This window comes from Flavobacterium granuli (assembly GCF_031456055.1).
Lineage (GTDB): Bacteria > Bacteroidota > Bacteroidia > Flavobacteriales > Flavobacteriaceae > Flavobacterium > Flavobacterium granuli_A.
Genome location: NZ_JAVDTX010000001.1, coordinates 258,260 through 277,501 on the forward strand (window position 1 = coordinate 258,260; position 19,242 = coordinate 277,501).

The window sequence follows — 19,242 nt, forward strand, 5'->3', positions numbered from 1 at the left end:
GTTTAAATTTTAAAAAAGCAAATTTCGGGAATAAGGGCTGAAAAACCGTTAAATTATTCGCAATAATATAAAAACATAAATCTATATTATTGACAAAAACGATATCGTATCAATGTTGTCTGCGTAATCCCATAAATTTGGTTTTTGAGTGGTTCCAAATTTAATGCTGTTTTTTACAAGATTATTACTCACAATACACTGAATTTGATCGTTTTCATCCTCCAAACGTTTTTGTAAATCATCGAGGTTTTCATAATACTCATAAAATACGCTCGTAATTGGCGAACCATAACTTGAGTCTTCTTTAATAGTCAAGAAACCGTTGTCCAATAATTTGAAATTACTCATCAGGAAAACCGCTTTATTGTAGTCATAATTATTCGCATATTTCTCATAATGAATTACGTCTTGATATTCAAAAATAGCCTCAAAAAAAGAATCAAAGGAATAACCTTTTGGAACAAAAAGTTTGGAAACATTTCGACAACCTAAACCAAAATACCTAAAGATGTCCTCGCCAAGTACTGCTAATTCTTCTTTGCTTTCATTACCATTCAAAACCGCAATGGAATTTCTGTTTTTTCTTATGATGGAAGGTTTGTCTTTGAAATAATACTCAAAATAACGCGCTGTATTATTACTTCCTGTTGCAATTACAGCATCAAAACCTTCTAGTTTTCCTTCTACAAATGTGATTTTATTTTCAAATCCAGATTCTAAGGCAATAAGATAATTGGCTAAAAAAGGCAAAAGATGCTGGTCATTTGAAGAAGTCTTTACCAAAACATCATGACCTGTAATCAAAACTGATAAAAAATCATGAAAACCAACCAAAGGAATATTACCCGCCAATATCAATGCGACCTTTTTTGGCTTTACTTTACTAAAGTCATAGTGAGAAAGCCATTGAGATAAATTTTCTTCAGTCAAGGCATCTGCCCAAGACTGTATTGAAAAATACACTTGTTCCGGTGTATACCAACCATTATGCGATTGTGAAAGTTGAATTAAATCTATAAATTTTTCAAAAAACAAATCATTACCAAATACAGCTTCATTCTTTATACAATTCTCTTCTTTGAATTGCCCTAGGAATTTACCTAATTTAACAAATACGTTTTTTTTTGTATCTAATGTCATAATGTTTGTTTATGAAAAGTTTTGATTGTAATTTTGCACAAAAATAAGCTTTTTATAAGCTTTAGGCAAAAGTTGGGTTCAGTATTCGTATTTCGTTTCGTAGAACTTAAAACTTTTGAACTTTCAACCTTAAAAACTAAACTGATAATGGCAATTATTATAACTGACGAATGCATCAATTGCGGGGCTTGTGAACCAGAGTGCCCGAATACCGCTATATACGAAGGAGCAGATGATTGGAGATATAAAGACGGTACAAAACTGAGAGGCAAAGTTATTTTGCCAGATGGTACTGAAGTGGATTCAGATGAGGCACAAACACCAATCTCTGATGAAATATACTATATTGTTCCAGGAAAATGTACTGAATGTAAAGGATTTCATGACGAGCCACAATGTGCTGCAGTATGTCCTGTAGACTGCTGTATACCTGATGATAATCACGTTGAATCTGAAGAAACATTATTGAATAGACAGTCTTTCTTGCACAACGAATAAAGCTTAGTCTTTCAAAATTTCATACAACCTGTGTCTATACACAGGTTTTTTTGTGTCTTTTTTTCTTAAAAAAACAATATTTTGTTGATTTTTTTCTATTTTTAGAGTGAATATTTCCCAAATTTAATATTTGCTTTCAAAAAACATGAATAGATACATTGTTTTACTTCATTTTTTTTTATGTTTTACTGTTTTTTCACAAACCAATGAGAGAACACTAATCCTAATGGAAAAAGATTCCAATCTACCAATAGAAGGTGCTGTTGTTGTAGTTTTAAAAACAAAACAGACTTTAATGTCAAACAGTGAAGGAAAAGTCATTTTTGAATTAAAAGGAGGTTCAAATGTAAAAGTGACACACTCGTCCTATTTACCGCTAGTAATAAAATGGACTTCTTTAAATCTTCCAGAAAATGTTGTCTATTTAAATAGTAAACAAAATATTCTTGATGATATAGTTGTAACCAAAGCACATCCACAGGAAATAATTAAAGAATTAGTCCAAAATTCAATCAAAAAACTAACTGTGCCTGCAAGATTAAAAGCCTATTCTAGAGAGTTTTTTAAATTGAACGGTAATTATGCTTATTACAATGATGGTCTCATAAATTTTCAATTATATAGAGAACAGAAAAAAGTAAAATCAGTATTATTAGTAGAACAAAATCGTTCTTTTGGAATAGTTGATGAGGATGTAAGTTCGGATCTCTTAGGTTATAATTTAAATGTAACTATGGAGAAGTATTATACTTTTACAGTTTTAAGACCTCTATTGGATGATAAATTTCGGAAAAAATATAATTTTATTGTAAAAGTGTATCCTTTAAATCAGGACTATAATGAAATATCTGCAGTTCCTATTGATGGAAATAATGAACTATTAGATGATTTTAAAATTATTTATGATTCTAAAAGAAAACTAATAATTGAGATAAATGCCGAAGTCTCTCCTACTACATTAGAAGCCGTTAAAGAAGATACCTCAAAAGGAACTAAAAATATAATTAGATCTGTGTTGAAAACTAACTATAAAGTTGAAGCTGAAAATTATTACTTAATTAGCTCAAAAGAAGAAATTAATTACGAAGTTAACACAGGTAATGAAACTAAAAATATAGAGGTACTTAATAACATAGTGACAACAAATTTTAATATTCAAAATTACACTTATAAGGAAAGTGACGTTTTTAAAGACAAAACTCTTTTTAACATAAACAATTCAATATTAACTGATTATTGGAATGTTTCTGGATTGACTCCTACCACTAAAGAATTAGAAATAATAAATAATATTACAAAATCTTTCTAGCCATAATTACATACGTATCGTAAGCGTATGTTTTTCGGTCGATAGTTTTAAGGATTTCAAAATTATTAAGATATAAAAACAGTTGTATTTCATTTAATGTAAAAACCCGAACGGTAGAGAAATCATCCAATAGAATTTCTTTTTCATTATTTACAATCTTGTAATATTGTGCGCTCCAATCCAACATGAAATTTTCCATAGGAGTGGTTTCCCAATGACTCTCCCGGATGTAATCTATTCCTTCATAAGTAGCTTCGTGGAGTATTGTTTGGTTTTCTTTTACAAAAGGAATAAAACGATTGGCATCAATAAAATCAAAAATAAAAACGCCATTTGAATTCAAATTTTTATAAACTGATTCAAAAGTATCAATTACGTCTTCATTGCTGGTCAAATAACTTGTGGATCGCCCAGTAATGATAATCGCATCCACTAGATTATCTAGTACAAAATTACGCATGTCCCCATGTATAAAAACACTATTTTTGTTTCTCTCCTGTGCAATATCAATCATGCTTTGGCTATAATCAAGACCCAAATAGTTCTGATTATTTTCTTCAAATCGCTTAGCTAAATTTCCAGTTCCACTTCCTATTTCAAGAATAGAATTGCATTTTTTTTCTTGTATTAAGGTGTTATAAAACTCATATTCTTCATCATAATCGATAAAGGTTTGATACATGGCATCAAAAATAGCAGCCATTTCTCCAATATATAAATTTGCCATAATAATAGAATTGCTTTGTATAAATTTAAGAAAATAAAAGAAATAAAAAAAGAGCTACCCGAAGATAGCTCTTTTGAAAATTGTGGGGCAAAAAAATTAAAACTTATAGTTTAACGATAAATTCATCATTGTACCTAATTGACTGAAATGAGAACCATCATAAGTGGTAGTATCATAACGGCCGTTGAAAGTAATTAAGTTATATTGATTTTTCACTTGAGCTTGATCAGCTAAAAGAGCACTTCCTGCAGCATTTTCTGCAACAAATTTCCACTCTGGCAATACATTGAAAATGTTATTAACATTAAATGCCAAAGTTAACCTATCAGTCGCAGAAAAAGTAATCCCTAAATCTGTAACTATTTTTGGAATAAACTCAGTTTTTAAGTCCGCATTTAAACCATCTTGGTTGAAAGTTGTTTTACCAAAATAAGTATTGTTAAGAGAGAAACCAAATTTACCAATGTCATAATTGACACCCAAAATCCATTTTGTCTCTGGTCTTGAAGTAAACATTAATGATTCTAATGTTTGGCCAAAGCTGTTGTTGGTAACTGGAGAGATTCTTTCATTTTCAAAAGTAACATTACCAGATAAATTAAATCCTAATTTTCCAGATCCTATTCCAATATTACTATAATTCATAACAACATCTAATCCTGAAGTTCTAGTGTCGAAAGAGTTAGAAAACCATGCAACAGTACCAAATTGAGTATCTTGTTTGTCTCCCAAAACGATTCTATCTTCTACTTTGATATTATAGTAGTCAAGAGTAAAGTTGAAGTTTTTAAATGGTTTTGAACCTACACCAACAGTAATATTTGTTGACTTTTCAGCATCTAATTGAGGTATCCCCAATTGACGTGCTTGTGGAGAAATATTGTTAACAATACCACTTACTTGAATCCCTTCACCAGGGACAAAAGAATATTGTGATTTTTGAGTGTAGATTTGGTGCAAAGTAGGAGCTCTAAATCCAGTTGATACCGAACCTCTTAAAGTAACTTTGTCATCAAGAAATTTATATCTTGAGCTTACTTTCCAAACAGTAGCATTTCCAAAATCACTATAATCTTCGTAACGAGCAGTACCGTTAATTAAGAAATCTTCGGTCACATCCCAAGCTAAATCTAAATATGCTCCAAAGTTGTAACGATTCCATTTTCCAGAATTTTCAGGACGGTTACCCGCAAATGAATCAGCACCTAAACCATCCCAAGAAGCTTTATCTCCTTGTTGAACACCAAAAGTTTCCGTTCTAAATTCTGATCCAAAACCAATACTGATATGATCGGAAAGTGTTTTTGAAATATCTATATTTCCTACAATATGATTAAATGAAGTCCCTCCTGGTTTGAAGTATATAGGACTGTTTTCTTGATACACAGGCTCACCATTTTCATCAAGCATATCCGACCTGTTTTGAGAATTTTGCACAGTATAAGTTTGGCTATTTCCACCAGTTGTCATACTCATATCAGTAAACCAACCATTTTTAGTAGTTTTAAAACCTAAAGTAGCATTATAATCATTTAAATCGCCCTCAAATGTTGGTCCATAACCTTCATAAGATGGATTATTAGAATCTCCATTTCCAAAGAAATCATTCAAATAAGGGGCTTCTTCTAATGATCTCCAATATGGCGTTCTGAAATTAGCAAATGAACTTACTTTTTTATACACATAAGCAGCATTATAATACAGCTGTGTATTGTCATTTAGGTCATTTCCTCCATTAATTAAAAACTTTGCAGCAGCAGTTTCTGGAGATCCATTTACGTTACGTGCATCAGGGTATTTTGAAAGGTATTCATTTACTTTAGCAACATCTGCTGGAGTACCACCTAAGAAATCATTAGCCTCACCTTGTGCGTCAACAGTACCAGGTCTATTGGCTAAATTTACTTTAGAGAAATCGATTGTATAATTTAAAAAACCATTACCTCCAACAGTCGTTCCATTATTTAAAGTAACACCTAACATTTCTCCGTCTCCTTCTCCTGTAATACCTGTTCTTAGGGTGACAGAACCATCAGAACGATTCTTTTTCAAGATAATATTCATTACCCCTGCAATCGCATCAGAACCATATTGTGCAGAAGCTCCATCTCTTAAAATCTCAACTCTTTCGATAGCATCAGTTGGTATTGCAGATATGTCAGCACCTGTTTCACCACGTCCTGGAGAAGTTTGTACATATAACAGTGAACTCAAGTTTTTACGTTTACCGTTAATTAAGATTAACGTTCTACTAGGCCCCATATTTCTTATTTCATAAGGATCTAGTAAAGATGTAGCATCATTTACCGGTGTCATTACTGTATTAAAAGAAGGGATTTTGTACTGCAATGCTTTATCAAAAGTAGCTTGCCCTGTAGCAGTCAAATCTTTTGAAGTTAAAACGTCGATGGGTAACGCAGAGGTAGTATTACTTCTAGGGGCAGTACGAGTACCTGTAACAACTACTTCATCTAGTTTTTGACCACCGCTTTCTTCTTCTAAATCAACATCAATAACTGCGGCTGTAACTGGTTTTGTAACTGTAGTAAAACCTACATAACTAAAAATTAATGTAGCTCCTTCAGTTACATTTAATTTGTAACTACCATTCACATCGGTAGAAACTCCATTTTTTGTTCCTTTTTCTTGAACATTAACACCTGGAAGCGGAGTACCCGTTTTGTCTTTTACGACTCCAGAAACATCTTTTTGGGCCATCATAAACGTGGCATTTAACAAAAAGAATAATAAAGCAATTTTTTTCATAAACATTAAGTTTGATTGGTTATTGGTTAATAATTGCGGCTAATATAAGTAAATTTTAACACAAACGTTAAATAATGTTAAAAATTACTGACAAAAGTGAAACAAAAGCATTATTCTTAAAATTTTGTTTCACAAGCATTTTAAATCTTATATTTGCAGACTTTAAAAATGAATTTCATAAAAAATACCAGGTGACTGTTATTTGCAAGTAAACATATCATGAAATTGTCAAGATTCAAATAAAAAATGAAGAATGGCGCTTCATGTTCCTTAAAAAAAACAAATATTATCTACACATGAAAGCAGGAATTGTAGGATTACCAAATGTTGGAAAATCAACATTATTCAATTGTTTATCGAATGCAAAAGCGCAAAGTGCCAACTTTCCATTTTGTACAATCGAACCTAATATTGGGGTAGTAAATGTACCCGATCCAAGAATTGAAAAATTAGAATTATTGGTAAAACCAGAACGTGTGCAAATGGCAACAGTAGATATCGTGGATATCGCTGGATTGGTAAAAGGAGCAAGTAAAGGGGAAGGTTTAGGAAATCAATTTTTAGGAAACATTAGAGAGTGTAATGCTATTATTCACGTTCTACGTTGTTTTGACAATGATAATATTGTTCACGTTGACGGAAATGTAAATCCTATCCGTGACAAAGAAACCATTGATATTGAATTGCAGTTAAAAGATCTTGAAACAGTTGAAAAACGTTTAGAAAAGGTAAATCGTGCTGCCAAAACCGGAAATAAAGAGGCGCAAACCGAAAAAGCGCTTTTGGACAGAATCAAAGATACACTTTTGCAAGCAAAATCAGCCAGAACAGTAACTCCGCAAAGCAACGACGAGGAAGTATTATTGGAAAGTTTTCAATTGATTACTGCAAAACCAGTATTATATGTTTGTAATGTGGATGAGAATTCAGCAGTTTCTGGAAATAAATATGTTGATCAAGTTCGCGAATTGGTTAAAGATGAAGATGCTGAAGTAATTGTCCTTTCTGTAGGAGCCGAAGCGGATATCACTGAATTAGAAAGCTACGAAGAGCGTCAAGTTTTCTTGGAAGACATGGGATTAAGTGAACCAGGAGCATCAGTACTGATTCGTGCTGCATACAAATTATTAAAACAACAAACGTATTTCACCGCTGGTGTCAAAGAAGTACGTGCTTGGACTATCAATATTGGAGCTACAGCACCGCAAGCTGCAGGAGTTATCCATACTGATTTTGAAAAAGGATTCATCCGTGCTGAAGTAATTGCTTACGAAGATTTTGTTCAATACGGATCAGAAGCTAAATGTAAAGAAGCTGGGAAATTCAAAGTGGAAGGAAAAGAATATATCGTTAAAGATGGTGATGTAATGCACTTCAGATTCAACGTGTAGTTTTTTAGAAAACGGAGAAAAGAATAAAGAAAATAGATAAAAACCTGCAAAAGTCATTTTTGCAGGTTTTTTTATTTTAAGATGTTACAATTTTCATTACTTTTAAAGAAACTAAATACTATGAAAATCATTGCCTTTGCCGGAAGTCCAAGTAAAAAATCCATCAACAAAAGATTAGCTACATATGCAGCTGGTTTATTTGAAAATGCACAAGTAGAAGTTTTAGATTTAAACGATTATGAGATGCCTTTATTTAGTGTTGACAAGGAAGCAATCATTGGTCAACACACATTAGCCAAGGCATTTTTAGAAAAAATAGCAACAGCTGATCTTTTGGTAGTTTCACTTGCCGAGAATAATGGAAATTACAGTGCTGCCTTCAAAAATACTGTCGATTGGTGTTCTAGAATAAACGGAAAAATATTCCAAGAAAAACCTATGTTATTGATGGCCACTTCACCGGGAGCAAGAGGCGGAGCAACTGTACTGGAGATCGCTAAAAACAATTTCCCTCGTTTCAACGCTGATATAAAAGCCATATTCTCGTTACCAAGTTTCAATGATAATTTTGATGCGAGTGCGAATGTAATTTCAAATCCAGAATTTGACAATCAATTGAAAGAAATAGTTCGAAATTTTCAAATTTAAACACTACAAATATTGGCTAACTCTTTCGCTCACTATTATTACCTTTTATCCAATAAGTATATATCCAAGTCAAGGTAAAAGATGGAACAACATCAGCAAATGGCAATATTTCTTCAACAAAAGTTAAAACACCAGCAACCTTCCCTACCCGACCTTCGTACATTTTTGTCATCAAAAAACCAGCAAGAGGAGCCCAAACAACATCTCCAAATTCTCCAATACCTGGAATTGTAAAGGATAACAGACCAATAGCATCAAATAGAATTCCTAAAAATAATTTTCTGTTTTTTAGGTTATTATTTACTGCAACTGCATTATTACTTTCCATTTTTTTTAAAATTAAGTTGATATAAATATACGAATCTAACCGTTATTTTTACAGAATTTATATTATTGAAAAAACCGCTTTAATAGACATAAGAAAACCTTAAGAAACCAAAAATATTTAAAAATCAACGCTTTAATAACCAACCCCAAATTATTAACTCTAATTTATAATTTGACCATCCCATAAAAAATAATTATACGAGGTTAATTACCAAATACTTTGTTTCTTTGTAAAAACAGTTTAAAATGATACACGCAAAAAACATACATAAATATTACGATCAACTTGAAGTATTAAAAGGAGTAGATTTACATATTAAAAAGGGCGAAATCGTTTCTATTGTTGGTGCTTCGGGTGCGGGAAAAACAACGCTATTACAAATTCTGGGAACATTAGACAAACCCAGTCCAGCAAAAAAAGAATCTGAAAATCAAAATACTGAAAACAGTAGTTCATTATTTATAAACAATGAAGATATTTTGAAAATGAATGACAAATCATTATCCAAATTCAGAAACTTGAATTTGGGGTTTATTTTTCAATTTCATCAATTGCTTCCTGAGTTTACAGCATTAGAGAATGTTTGCATTCCAGCTTTTATTGCCAATAAATCCAAATCAGAAACCGAAAAAGAAGCCAAAAGATTATTGGAATACTTAGGTTTATCACACAGAATAGACCACAAACCCAACGAACTCTCAGGTGGAGAACAACAACGCGTTGCCGTAGCAAGAGCTTTAATCAACAAACCAGATGTTATTTTTGCTGATGAACCTTCTGGAAATCTAGACACTCATTCTGCTGAAAATTTACATCAGTTATTTTTTAAACTTCGAGATGAATTTGGACAAACTTTTGTGATTGTAACCCATAATGAAGAATTAGCGAGCATGGCTGATCGAAAATTAGTAATGTCTGATGGACAAATAATAGCATAAGATGGGTTTGATTCTTTTAAGTTGGATTTATATCTTTTTTTCGACAATTAATCTTGGTTTTGTCACCAATAAAATTCTACGATTAAAAAATCAAAATTTTATTATCTATTCGGTCTTGGGACTTTTTACCACTACCATTTTTACTAGTATTTGGGCTGTTTTTGGAAGAGTAAATTTTGAGTATCACATAGTTCTTCTTTCCGTTAACCTTCTTATTACTTTAAAATTTCAAAAAGAAATTTGGCTTCAGTATAAATCTTTTTTTAAAGAAATACTTTCACTTACAACATCATTAAAATTTGCCTTAAGCATTGTTATTATTCTGATACTGGCTCAATGTGCTTCCGTCCCATATATTTTAGATAACGAATCTTATTACATTCAAACAATAAAATGGATTAATGAATATGGTTTTGTAAAAGGTCTTGCCAACTTACATTTTTTCCTTGCTCAAACAAGTGGTTGGCACATTCTACAAAGTGCTTATAATTTTTCATTTTTATATGACAAATTCAATGACATCAGTGGTTTTTGTCTTATGCTTGGAAATATATTCTCAATTATAAAATTGAATGATTATTTCAAAAACAAAAAACGTGAATATCTAATAATAGGATTGCTTCCATTAGCAAACGTATTTTTCTTCCAATTTATAAGTTCACCTTCACCGGATATTCCGATCTATATTTTCTCATTTTTTATCTTCTTTTATTTTTTACAGAATTTTAAAAAAAATGATGTTGAGAATTTTAACCTAATAGTGATTTTGGCTCTTTTTTCATTGTTTATCAAAACAACTTCCTTTGTATTAATATTTATCCCTATTCTTTTATTAGTCAAAAATTTTAAAAAATTATTGCCTAAACTTTTTAAATCAGTCTTACTTTCAATAATTATATTGTTCCTATTTATAATTAAAAACACTATCGTGAGTGGCTTTCCATTTTTTCCTGTAATCAGTTTCCATTGTTTCGAAACCGATTATAGAATTCCTGAAACAATAGCAAAATTGTATTATGAGGAAACTAAACTATATGGCTATTTCTTAACACATGAGCAATACGACAAAGTGAGCGTTAATCAACTATTCACAAGATGGTTATCTTTACCCAAACTGCATGGCTTATTCAATAAATTAAGCATAATCCTCATTATAATCAGTCCAATATTCATATACAAGCATTCCCATAAAAAGGAAATATGGTCTCTTTACTTTATAATGTGTCTACAGATGGTATTTTTATTTTATACCTCTCCTCAATATCGATTCTTTATGAATTTTTTATTGTTTTTTTCTTTTTTATTAATGGCTTTATTGCTAAACAAAAAAAGTTTTATCCTTTTATCCCTTTACTTTTCAATTTTCATAACTGGATTTGTTTTGTTGTTTCCAATTAATTTAAATTATTTCACCAAAAATAAATTCGTTCTTTCAACCAGTAATTTTTCGATAAAAAGCATTATTTTTCCCTATAAAAACACAAAATTTGACACAGCTTTTGAAAGTATTCAAAACGGTAATCTTCATTTTTATTCTCCAATCGAGAATGATTTTTTTTGGAGTTCAGGGGATGGAAAACTACCTTGTGTGAATAAAGATCAAATAGAATATTTTGACTACTATTACAAAGTAAAACCTCAAATGCGAACCACCGATTTAAAAGATGGTTTTTACTCTAAAAGCACTTCGAAAGAATAAAATGATGAATAAAACTGAACTTAAATCTTTTCTGGACGAGAAAGTCCTGCAATACAATACCCTTGATTTCATCGAAAGTGATCCTGTGCAAATTCCGCATTTATTTACTCAAAAAGAAGATATTGAAATTGCTGGATTTTTGAGTGCCACCATTGCTTGGGGAAATCGTAAAATGATTATCAAAAATTCTCAAAAGATGATGGACATGATGGGTAATGCACCTTATGATTTTGTAATGTCACATCAGGAAACCGACTTGGAGCGATTGGAAACTTTTGTACACAGAACCTTCAATGGACAAGATTTTATCGGATTTATCAAAGGACTACAACATATTTACCAAAATCATGGCGGTTTGGAGATTGTTTTTTCCAAACACCAAGAATCAAATTCGATGCAAAAAAGCATTTCTGAATTCAAGAAAATATTCTTTGAAACCCCACACCAAAATAGAACCCAAAAACATATCTCTGATCCAATGAATGGATCTGCCGCAAAGAGAATTAACATGATGTTAAGGTGGTTTTGTCGCCAAGACAATAAAGGTGTTGACTTAGGAATTTGGAAAAGCATTTCACCTTCAGTTTTATCATGTCCACTTGATGTTCATTCTGGAAATGTAGCCCGAAAATTGGGTTTACTTACTCGAAAACAAAATGATGGAAAAGCCCTAGCTGAATTAGATCTAAAACTCCGTGAACTAGACTCTAATGATCCCGTGAAGTATGATTACGCACTATTTGGATTAGGCGTTTTTGAGGGTTTTTAAAACAAATAGATTCTACATTAAAAAAAATGACATCGCTCTAAATTTTATTAAATAAAATCTCACAATACCTAACGAATCAACAAACTGTTTTAGTTTATTCATTTCTTTAGAATAATTATTATCTTTGCAAAACTTTTATTTAAAAAATAAAATAAAGAATACACCCCCAAGATTGGCTTAGTTTTTTGCAGTATTTTCAAAACACACCTTTTATTAATGGATGTATTAATTTATTATTTTGTTCTTATTATCTTACCTGTATTAATTTGCGGATTTATCTTATTAATCGCCATTTTAATTATCAATAGATTTAGGTACGATTTATTCAAACCTAAATTGGAAGCCGCAAAAAGTGAAATTGACAGTTTCCTCACAAACATGATTTTTTCTCCTTTTGATAAAAATCTTTTCAAAACAGAAATCCAGCAATTCAAAAAAACAATTCCATTTGAAAAAAAGTGGTGCAAAAAATTAATCCTTAATGAGCTTATTTTCCTAAAATTAAATCTAAAAGGCGAAGTCACCAATAATTTTCATTTTTTATACGAACAATTTGATTTATTCGAATACACCAAAAAACTCCTAAATAGCAAGTACTCTTATTTAAAACGTGTAGGAATGTATCAGCTGGAATCTATGGATTATAAAAAAGGAATCGATTTCATTACGCCACTATTAAATCACAAAAACGGAAGAGTAAAATCTAGTGCTTTTTTAACTTTAATTTCATTAAAACCAAAAAAATTAGAATCTTTAATTGATTTCTCACATCAAATCACTATTGCCGAAGAAATCAATATTATGGATATTTTACATCAGCAAAAGACCAAAATGCCTAGCAATTTGGATCACTGGGTTGTTTCAGAGAATACATCAATTATCAAACTAGGCATTAAATTAATGATGTTTTATAATTATACCAATGAAAATGAAACCATAGTCAAATTATTAAAGCATAATGACAAATCCGTTCGTTTCGAAGCGATTTCAGCAGTCAAATTCTTATTCATTTACGAAGCCGAATCCGTTTTGATCGAACAATTTAATTATGAGGATAAAGAAAATCAACTAGAAATTTTCAATACCCTTTCTGGAATTGGAACAACAGACTCGGAGAACTTCATTGCCCAATTATTAGAAAATAAAACAGCTGAAAATATAAAACTAGACGCTGTTTATTGTCTCAACAAAATAAATCCTCATTATTTCGAAGATCACTTTTTGGATAATGAAGATGTACAAAAAATGGTCAAGCATGTTAAGACACCCTATTTGTAATTTTAGAAATATTTAAACATAAAAAACAATATCAGGAAAATATGCAACACTAACATTTACAACCAATCCACAATTTTAAAATTAGAAACCAAAAATAAAAGAATAATATCATGTTGAAATTACTATTAGATATTTATGAAATATTTGTGGGATTATTTTCCATAACCTATATTCTGCTATATCTAACATTGGCTTTCTTGTCTTATTATGCCATAAAACAATACCTCAATACAAAGCATTTCATTACAAATAATGTATTGGTAAAATCCAATCATATTCCTGGTGTATCGGTTATTGCACCTGCCTTTAATGAAGGTGCAACAGTAGTCTACAATATAAAATCCTTATTATCACTTAACTACCCAAAATATGAAGTCGTCTTAATAAACGATGGTAGTACAGATGATACTCTTGAAAAACTGATACGCGAATTTGAATTGGTCAAAGTCGATTTCTATTATGAAGCTAAAATTCCAACAGGTCCAGTACGAGGGCATTATAAATCAACTAATCCATTATATTCCAAACTTTTGGTCGTTGATAAAGAAAACCGAAAAAGCAAAGCTGATGCCTCCAACACAGGTATTAATTCTACAAAATATCCTTTAATTTTATGTACAGACGTTGATTGTATTCTAAAAAATGATGCCATCATAAAACTGGCCAAACCCTTTATAGAAAGTGAAAAAAAAGTAATTGCTACTGGAGCTGGTATCCGTAGTTCTAATTCGTGTGAGGTAAAAGACGGATTCTTAGTCAAAATTCATTTTCCAACTGGATGGTATGCCCGTTTTCAAGAACTGGAATATGTAAGAGCTTTCCTTTTAGGCAGAATGGCTTTGAGTCAAATCAATAGTTTGTTATTAGTTTCGGGTGCATTGGGTATGTTCGATAAAGAAATCGTAATTAAAGTAGGTGGCTATTGGCACAAATCATTAGGAGAGGACATGGAACTTGTCATACGAATGCGAAAATATATGTACGACATGAAACTTCCTTTTTCGATTCAATATATTCCGGAATCCTTATGTTGGACTGAGGTTCCGGGAAATAAAACCATTTTGATACGACAACGCATGCGATGGGCAAGAGGATTGATTCAAACTTTATTTTTACATAAAAACCTGTTTTTTAATCCAAAATATAAAAAAACTGCTTTTTTTGTACTTCCTTACTTTTTCGTTTTCGAATTTATGATGCCTATAATTGAAGTAGTGGGTATAATTACCACTATACTCTTTCTTATATTTTTTGAAGTGAATTACCTCTTCTTCTTTTACATAACATTATTGGTCTATTTATTCTATTTAATTCTCACGATTGTGTCCATATTTTTGGATGATGTCATTTATAAAAATTATGCTAATACCAAGGAAATAACCATTCTAATTTTGATGGCCATTATCGAACCTTTTTTTTATCATCCAATAAATATATATGCTTCCCTAAAAGGATATTATCATTTTATTAAACAAAAAGAACAAAATTGGGGAAACATGCAACGGCAAGGTTTTAGCACAAAACCAAAATAAGATTATTAGAGTATAGATTATAAATCATGAGATAATTGTAAAACATACAATCAAAAAAATGAATAATTTCAAACAAAAAAACATTTTAAATTATACTTTGAAAAACAGTTCTGATTATATAGTTGCTGTTTTTTCATTGATAATTATTTTTTGTTCACTCAGCTACATTGACATTTTTAAGAATTTTAACTTAGTTGTTTTTTTACATAAAATCGGAAACGATTTTTCTCTCGGTTTACAAATTGGACTACTTTTTTTACCAATATATTTAATCTTAAAGTGGATAAAACAAACTTTGGCTATTATAGCTATTAAAGTATCTTTTACCCTAATTATTATCATCCAATTGGCTTTGACAGGGTACAGCCTTACCACCCATATCAACCTTGGTTCTGATCTTTTGGGATATTCATTAAATGACATATACACAACTGTTACCTCTTCGTTATCCATATCTTTTGTGATGTTTTTGCCTTTTATAATAATTCCGCTTCTTTACTTAGGACTTATTCAATTATTTCATTCTATGGGTAATAAAATCAACCCGAAAATTATAGTTCTAATCGTTTTTGTTTTTGGAGGATTAAATTTTGTAATTGCCAATAATGATAAACCTGTTTATCAAAACAAATTACATTTCCTGATTTGTGATATCATACGGTCAAAAAAAGAAGAAGCTCTTTTATCCGAAAGCCATTTTTCTTCTAAAAAAGAATACCCTTTAGAGAAACCTGCCGAAGATACCAAAGATGTACTTTCTCCTTTTTTTAATATACACCAAGAAAAACCTAATATTGTGTTCATTATTATGGAAGGCCTTGGAAGTGATTTCACCGATGATGGCGAATACAGTGGTTTCACGCCTTATCTTGATTCATTGATTTCAAAATCTTTGTATTGGGAAAATTTTGTTAGCAATGCTGGCCGCACCTTTGGCGCTCTGCCTGCTTTAATGGGTTCCCTTCCATTTGGGAAAAATGGTTTTATGGAATTAAACACTTTTCCAAAACACAATTCACTTATTAGTATTCTAAAATCAAACGGTTATACCACCTCCTATTATTGTGGTGATGACATTACTTTTGACAAAAAAAGTGCTTTTTTAGAACACAATGGTATTGATAACATTATTGATGTAAACAAATTTGGCCCAGGATATTCTATGGCTAAAAAGAATTCAGGTGGTTTTTCCTGGGGATATCCTGATACTGAAATCTACCGCAAAACTTTGTTCGAATTAAACCATAAAAACCAACCCCGATTGGATATCATAATGACGCTTTCCAATCACGAGCCATTTGAGTTTCCTTCAAAAAATAATTACCTCAAAAAAGTAGAAACCATTTTGAATTCAAAATCATATTTTGAAAGAAATAAATTAAAGGATTATACGGAAATTTTTGCTTCACTTCTTTATACAGATAATTCACTGCAAAAATTTATGGAAGATTATTCCAAAAGACCCGATTATGCAAATACTATTTTTATAATTACTGGAGATCACCGATTAATCCCAATTCCTCAAAAAGACAATCTTTCGCGGTTCCACGTGCCATTTTATATATACAGTCCAATGTTGAAAAAAACTGCGAAATTCAAATCAATTTCATCTCACAACGATGTTACGCCTAGTTTAGTTTCGTTTTTGACCCATAATTACAAGATCAACAAATTAGAAAAAACATATTGGGTAGGTCAGGGTATAGACACAACAAGAGAATTCAGAAACATACATTCTATTCCTTTGATGAGATACAAAGGAAGTCTTATCGATTATATCTATAAAGACTATTTTTATACAGATGGAAACCTATACAAAATTGATTCAAATTTTAATATCATAGAATCCAACGACGACATACTAAATTCAGTAACCGCATCTTTTAATGAATCCAAAAATCTAAATACTTACTTAACTACAAAAAATAAAATCACTCCCATTTCTGCCAAATTCAAAAGCGCTTCGTATGTGTTTACGTCCAAAGAAATGACATATATTAAAAAAGTGTCAAAAGGATTAAATTCAGATCAAATTTTTCTACTAGCACGAAAATTAGCCTTAAACAAAGAACATGTAAAAGCCCGTTTATTATGCGATTACGTATTAAACAATAAGCCAAATTATGTAGATTTTAGGATTTTAAAAGGAAGAACATTTGCTTGGGATGGCGATTATAAAAATGCTGAAATCGAATTACTGGAAGCTATAAACAGAATGCCATTTTATCAGGATGGATATAGTGCCCTAATGGATGTTTACTTTTGGTCAGATCAAAATAAAAAAGCAATAAAAATTGGAAAGCAAGCACTTTCTAACAAAATTAATGACCCAGAAATCAGCTTTAAATTAGCAAAGTCATATCAAAGAGTCAAAAATAAACTTGAAGCCACAAAACAAATTGACAGTCTTTTGAGTGTGTACCCAGAAAATCAAGAATATCTCAAATTTAAAAAATCTTTACAATAACCTTATCTTACGATGATACAGAAAACAGTTAATAAATTAAGTCTTGTTTTTTTTATTTTGTGCTTTGCTCAAATCTATGGACAACAAAAAGAATACAAAGGCGACCCTGATGTTACATTTGAAACAGCGCGAAAACTAGCGTTCAACAATCAGCGTAAACAGGCGCAGGACACTTTGTTATTCATTTTAACTAAATATCCTGATTATCACGATGTACGTTCTTTCTTGGCAACAACCTATTCTTGGGACGAAGAATATAAAAAAGCAAAAAAAGAGTTTGAATATATCTTAAAAAAAGAAGAGACAAACAAAAGTGCTTGGTTAGGTATCATTCAAAACGAGTTGTGGGCGTCATCTCCTTATATTGCTATAGAACTAAGTGAAAAAGCATTGAAATACTATCCTAACGATGCTGAAATTTTATTATTAAGAGCTTCTGCCGAGGAAAAAACTAACAATCAAATAGAAGCTAATAAAACTGTTTTGTTGGTATTATCCCAAGATTCAAATAATCAGAAAGCCATTGATTTCAAAAATGCTTTAAACAAAAAATTAAACTTAAATAATATTGGTGTTAGTGCTGCTACAGACTTATATTCTGACATTTATAATCCGGCGCAATATTATAGTATAAAGTATGGTAGAGAAACAAAATACGGCTCTATTACAGCAAAAATCAACTTTAATAGAAGATTTGAAGAAAATGGAGTACAATACGAAGTCGATTTATATCCAAAAATTACAAAAGGACTTTATGGTTATCTAAATGCAGGATATTCAAATTCCTCTCTATTTCCCGAATCAAAATATGGAGCCGAATTATTCAAATCATTGCCAAAAGGATTTGAAGTTTCTTTGGGATTTCGTAGCCTAATCTATGATACAACAACAAATATTTTTACTGGATCCGTTACCTGGTACACTGGAAATAGTTATTGGTCGTTACGTTCATATGTCACTCCAAGCGACACAGGAACCAGTCTTTCAGGCGCATTAACTTATCGTTTATATCGCAAAGATGCCGATAATTATTTTAGTGCAGCTATTGGAGCAGGTTACTCTCCCGAGGTTAATCAATTCAGTAATAATGGAGATCAAGTGGCTATATTTAATTTAAAGTCCCAAAAATTAAATGTAGGCTATAATTTCACAACCCTAAATAATAAAAATGCCATTGGATTACAATCAGGAATTACACATCAGGAACTTCTTTTTGATCCTAGCAACTATGTTATGATCTATTTCCTTTCTGTTTCTTGGGAATTACGATTCAAGTAGTTTAAAACAGGAGTTTGATTGTTAATTTGAAGCAGAAGGATTAGGCTTTTTTTGTAGGCATTAGTCCTGCTTTCCGCTGCAAACGAAATTCACTGAACTCCCATGAAAATAAAAGCAAAGTAATTTTATAAGTAGAACTCCGGCTTATAAGAATTTCCACTGCAATAGGTACAAAATGGTGAGATTTTTTTTTCGCCATCATCCTAACAGAAAAAACTATAATAACCGAAATCAGCTTATAAAGTAACCAAAATCGTTTTGATATTTCATTATCAAGCAAAACTCAATTAGACATCTCTTACTTTTTTTATCAAAGGAATTTGACTATCCTCAACCTCATACAAAAAAATCAAATTCACTAACAATTCCCCCTCAGTTTGCTGAATTAATATTCACAAAATAACATCGTAATCTCTTCAAAGAATTAAAGGCTAATAATAGATCCATTAATATTTTATTAAAAATAATAATAAA

Annotated in this window: 15 protein-coding genes; 11 read left to right on the top strand and 4 right to left on the bottom strand. The window is 31.0% G+C overall.

Translation table 11 applies throughout. The annotated features are described in order from the left end of the window. Positions 1 to 81: 81 nt before the first annotated feature. Positions 82 to 1,140 (bottom strand): acyl-CoA reductase, encoded by a 1,059-nt coding sequence (locus tag J2W95_RS01160; RefSeq protein ID WP_310003077.1) that lies wholly within the window; start codon positions 1,138 to 1,140, stop codon positions 82 to 84. Positions 1,141 to 1,287: 147 nt separating this feature from the next. On the opposite strand from J2W95_RS01160, the gene J2W95_RS01165 reads away from it, so the two are divergent. Together J2W95_RS01165 and J2W95_RS01170 are read left to right on the top strand one after the other, a co-directional pair. Continuing rightward, entirely contained in the window at positions 1,288 to 1,638 is a 351-nt protein-coding gene (locus J2W95_RS01165) for a 4Fe-4S dicluster domain-containing protein (protein WP_194639370.1), read from the top strand. Positions 1,639 to 1,864: 226 nt separating this feature from the next. After that, entirely contained in the window at positions 1,865 to 2,947 is a 1,083-nt protein-coding gene (locus tag J2W95_RS01170; protein WP_310003079.1) for a hypothetical protein, read from the top strand. On the opposite strand, the gene J2W95_RS01175 is transcribed toward J2W95_RS01170, so the two are convergent. Together J2W95_RS01175 and J2W95_RS01180 are read right to left on the bottom strand one after the other, a co-directional pair. Beyond that, a complete protein-coding gene (locus tag J2W95_RS01175; RefSeq protein ID WP_310003081.1) occupies positions 2,931 to 3,674 on the bottom strand; it encodes a class I SAM-dependent DNA methyltransferase in 744 nt (247 codons plus the stop codon). The two genes, J2W95_RS01170 and J2W95_RS01175, sit on opposite strands and share 17 nt — an antisense overlap. Positions 3,675 to 3,770: 96 nt before the next feature. Then, a complete protein-coding gene (locus tag J2W95_RS01180) occupies positions 3,771 to 6,440 on the bottom strand; it encodes a TonB-dependent receptor (protein ID WP_310003083.1) in 2,670 nt (889 codons plus the stop codon). A gap of 296 nt (positions 6,441 to 6,736) precedes the next feature. On the opposite strand from J2W95_RS01180, the gene ychF reads away from it, so the two are divergent. Both ychF and J2W95_RS01190 read left to right on the top strand, forming a co-directional pair. After that, a complete protein-coding gene (gene ychF / locus J2W95_RS01185) occupies positions 6,737 to 7,831 on the top strand; it encodes a redox-regulated ATPase YchF (RefSeq protein WP_310003085.1) in 1,095 nt (364 codons plus the stop codon). Positions 7,832 to 7,951: 120 nt separating this feature from the next. After that, positions 7,952 to 8,479: an NADPH-dependent FMN reductase gene (locus tag J2W95_RS01190; protein ID WP_310003087.1), complete on the top strand. Its 528-nt coding sequence runs from the start codon at positions 7,952 to 7,954 to the stop codon at positions 8,477 to 8,479. Positions 8,480 to 8,495: 16 nt separating this feature from the next. Here J2W95_RS01190 and J2W95_RS01195 read toward each other — a convergent pair whose 3' ends face one another. After that, positions 8,496 to 8,807, bottom strand: coding sequence for a hypothetical protein (locus tag J2W95_RS01195; RefSeq protein ID WP_310003089.1), 312 nt, complete (start codon positions 8,805 to 8,807; stop codon positions 8,496 to 8,498). 245 nt (positions 8,808 to 9,052) lie between these two features. Here J2W95_RS01195 and J2W95_RS01200 point away from each other — a divergent pair, with 245 nt between their 5' ends. The 7 genes from J2W95_RS01200 to J2W95_RS01230 all read left to right on the top strand — a co-directional run bounded on the left by J2W95_RS01200 (position 9,053) and on the right by J2W95_RS01230 (position 18,768). After that, positions 9,053 to 9,745: an ABC transporter ATP-binding protein gene (locus J2W95_RS01200; protein ID WP_310003091.1), complete on the top strand. Its 693-nt coding sequence runs from the start codon at positions 9,053 to 9,055 to the stop codon at positions 9,743 to 9,745. Between the two features lies 1 nt (position 9,746). Beyond that, positions 9,747 to 11,444 (top strand): DUF8201 family protein, encoded by a 1,698-nt coding sequence (locus J2W95_RS01205; protein ID WP_310003093.1) that lies wholly within the window; start codon positions 9,747 to 9,749, stop codon positions 11,442 to 11,444. A 4-nt stretch (positions 11,445 to 11,448) separates the two neighbouring features. Further along, on the top strand, positions 11,449 to 12,213 hold the full coding sequence (locus J2W95_RS01210) for a TIGR02757 family protein (protein ID WP_310004256.1): 765 nt from the start codon (positions 11,449 to 11,451) through the stop codon (positions 12,211 to 12,213). 216 nt (positions 12,214 to 12,429) lie between these two features. After that, complete coding sequence (locus J2W95_RS01215; protein ID WP_310003095.1) at positions 12,430 to 13,491, top strand: HEAT repeat domain-containing protein; 1,062 nt, start codon at positions 12,430 to 12,432, stop codon at positions 13,489 to 13,491. Positions 13,492 to 13,601: 110 nt separating this feature from the next. Then, the gene (locus tag J2W95_RS01220) at positions 13,602 to 15,023 is read left to right on the top strand and encodes a glycosyltransferase family 2 protein (protein WP_310003096.1); all 1,422 of its coding nucleotides are present in this window, start codon (positions 13,602 to 13,604) and stop codon (positions 15,021 to 15,023) included. Between the two features lie 295 nt (positions 15,024 to 15,318). Continuing rightward, entirely contained in the window at positions 15,319 to 17,490 is a 2,172-nt protein-coding gene (locus tag J2W95_RS01225) for a sulfatase-like hydrolase/transferase (protein ID WP_310003098.1), read from the top strand. Positions 17,491 to 17,502: 12 nt separating this feature from the next. Then, positions 17,503 to 18,768, top strand: coding sequence for a YaiO family outer membrane beta-barrel protein (locus tag J2W95_RS01230; protein WP_310003100.1), 1,266 nt, complete (start codon positions 17,503 to 17,505; stop codon positions 18,766 to 18,768). Positions 18,769 to 19,242 lie beyond the last annotated feature (474 nt).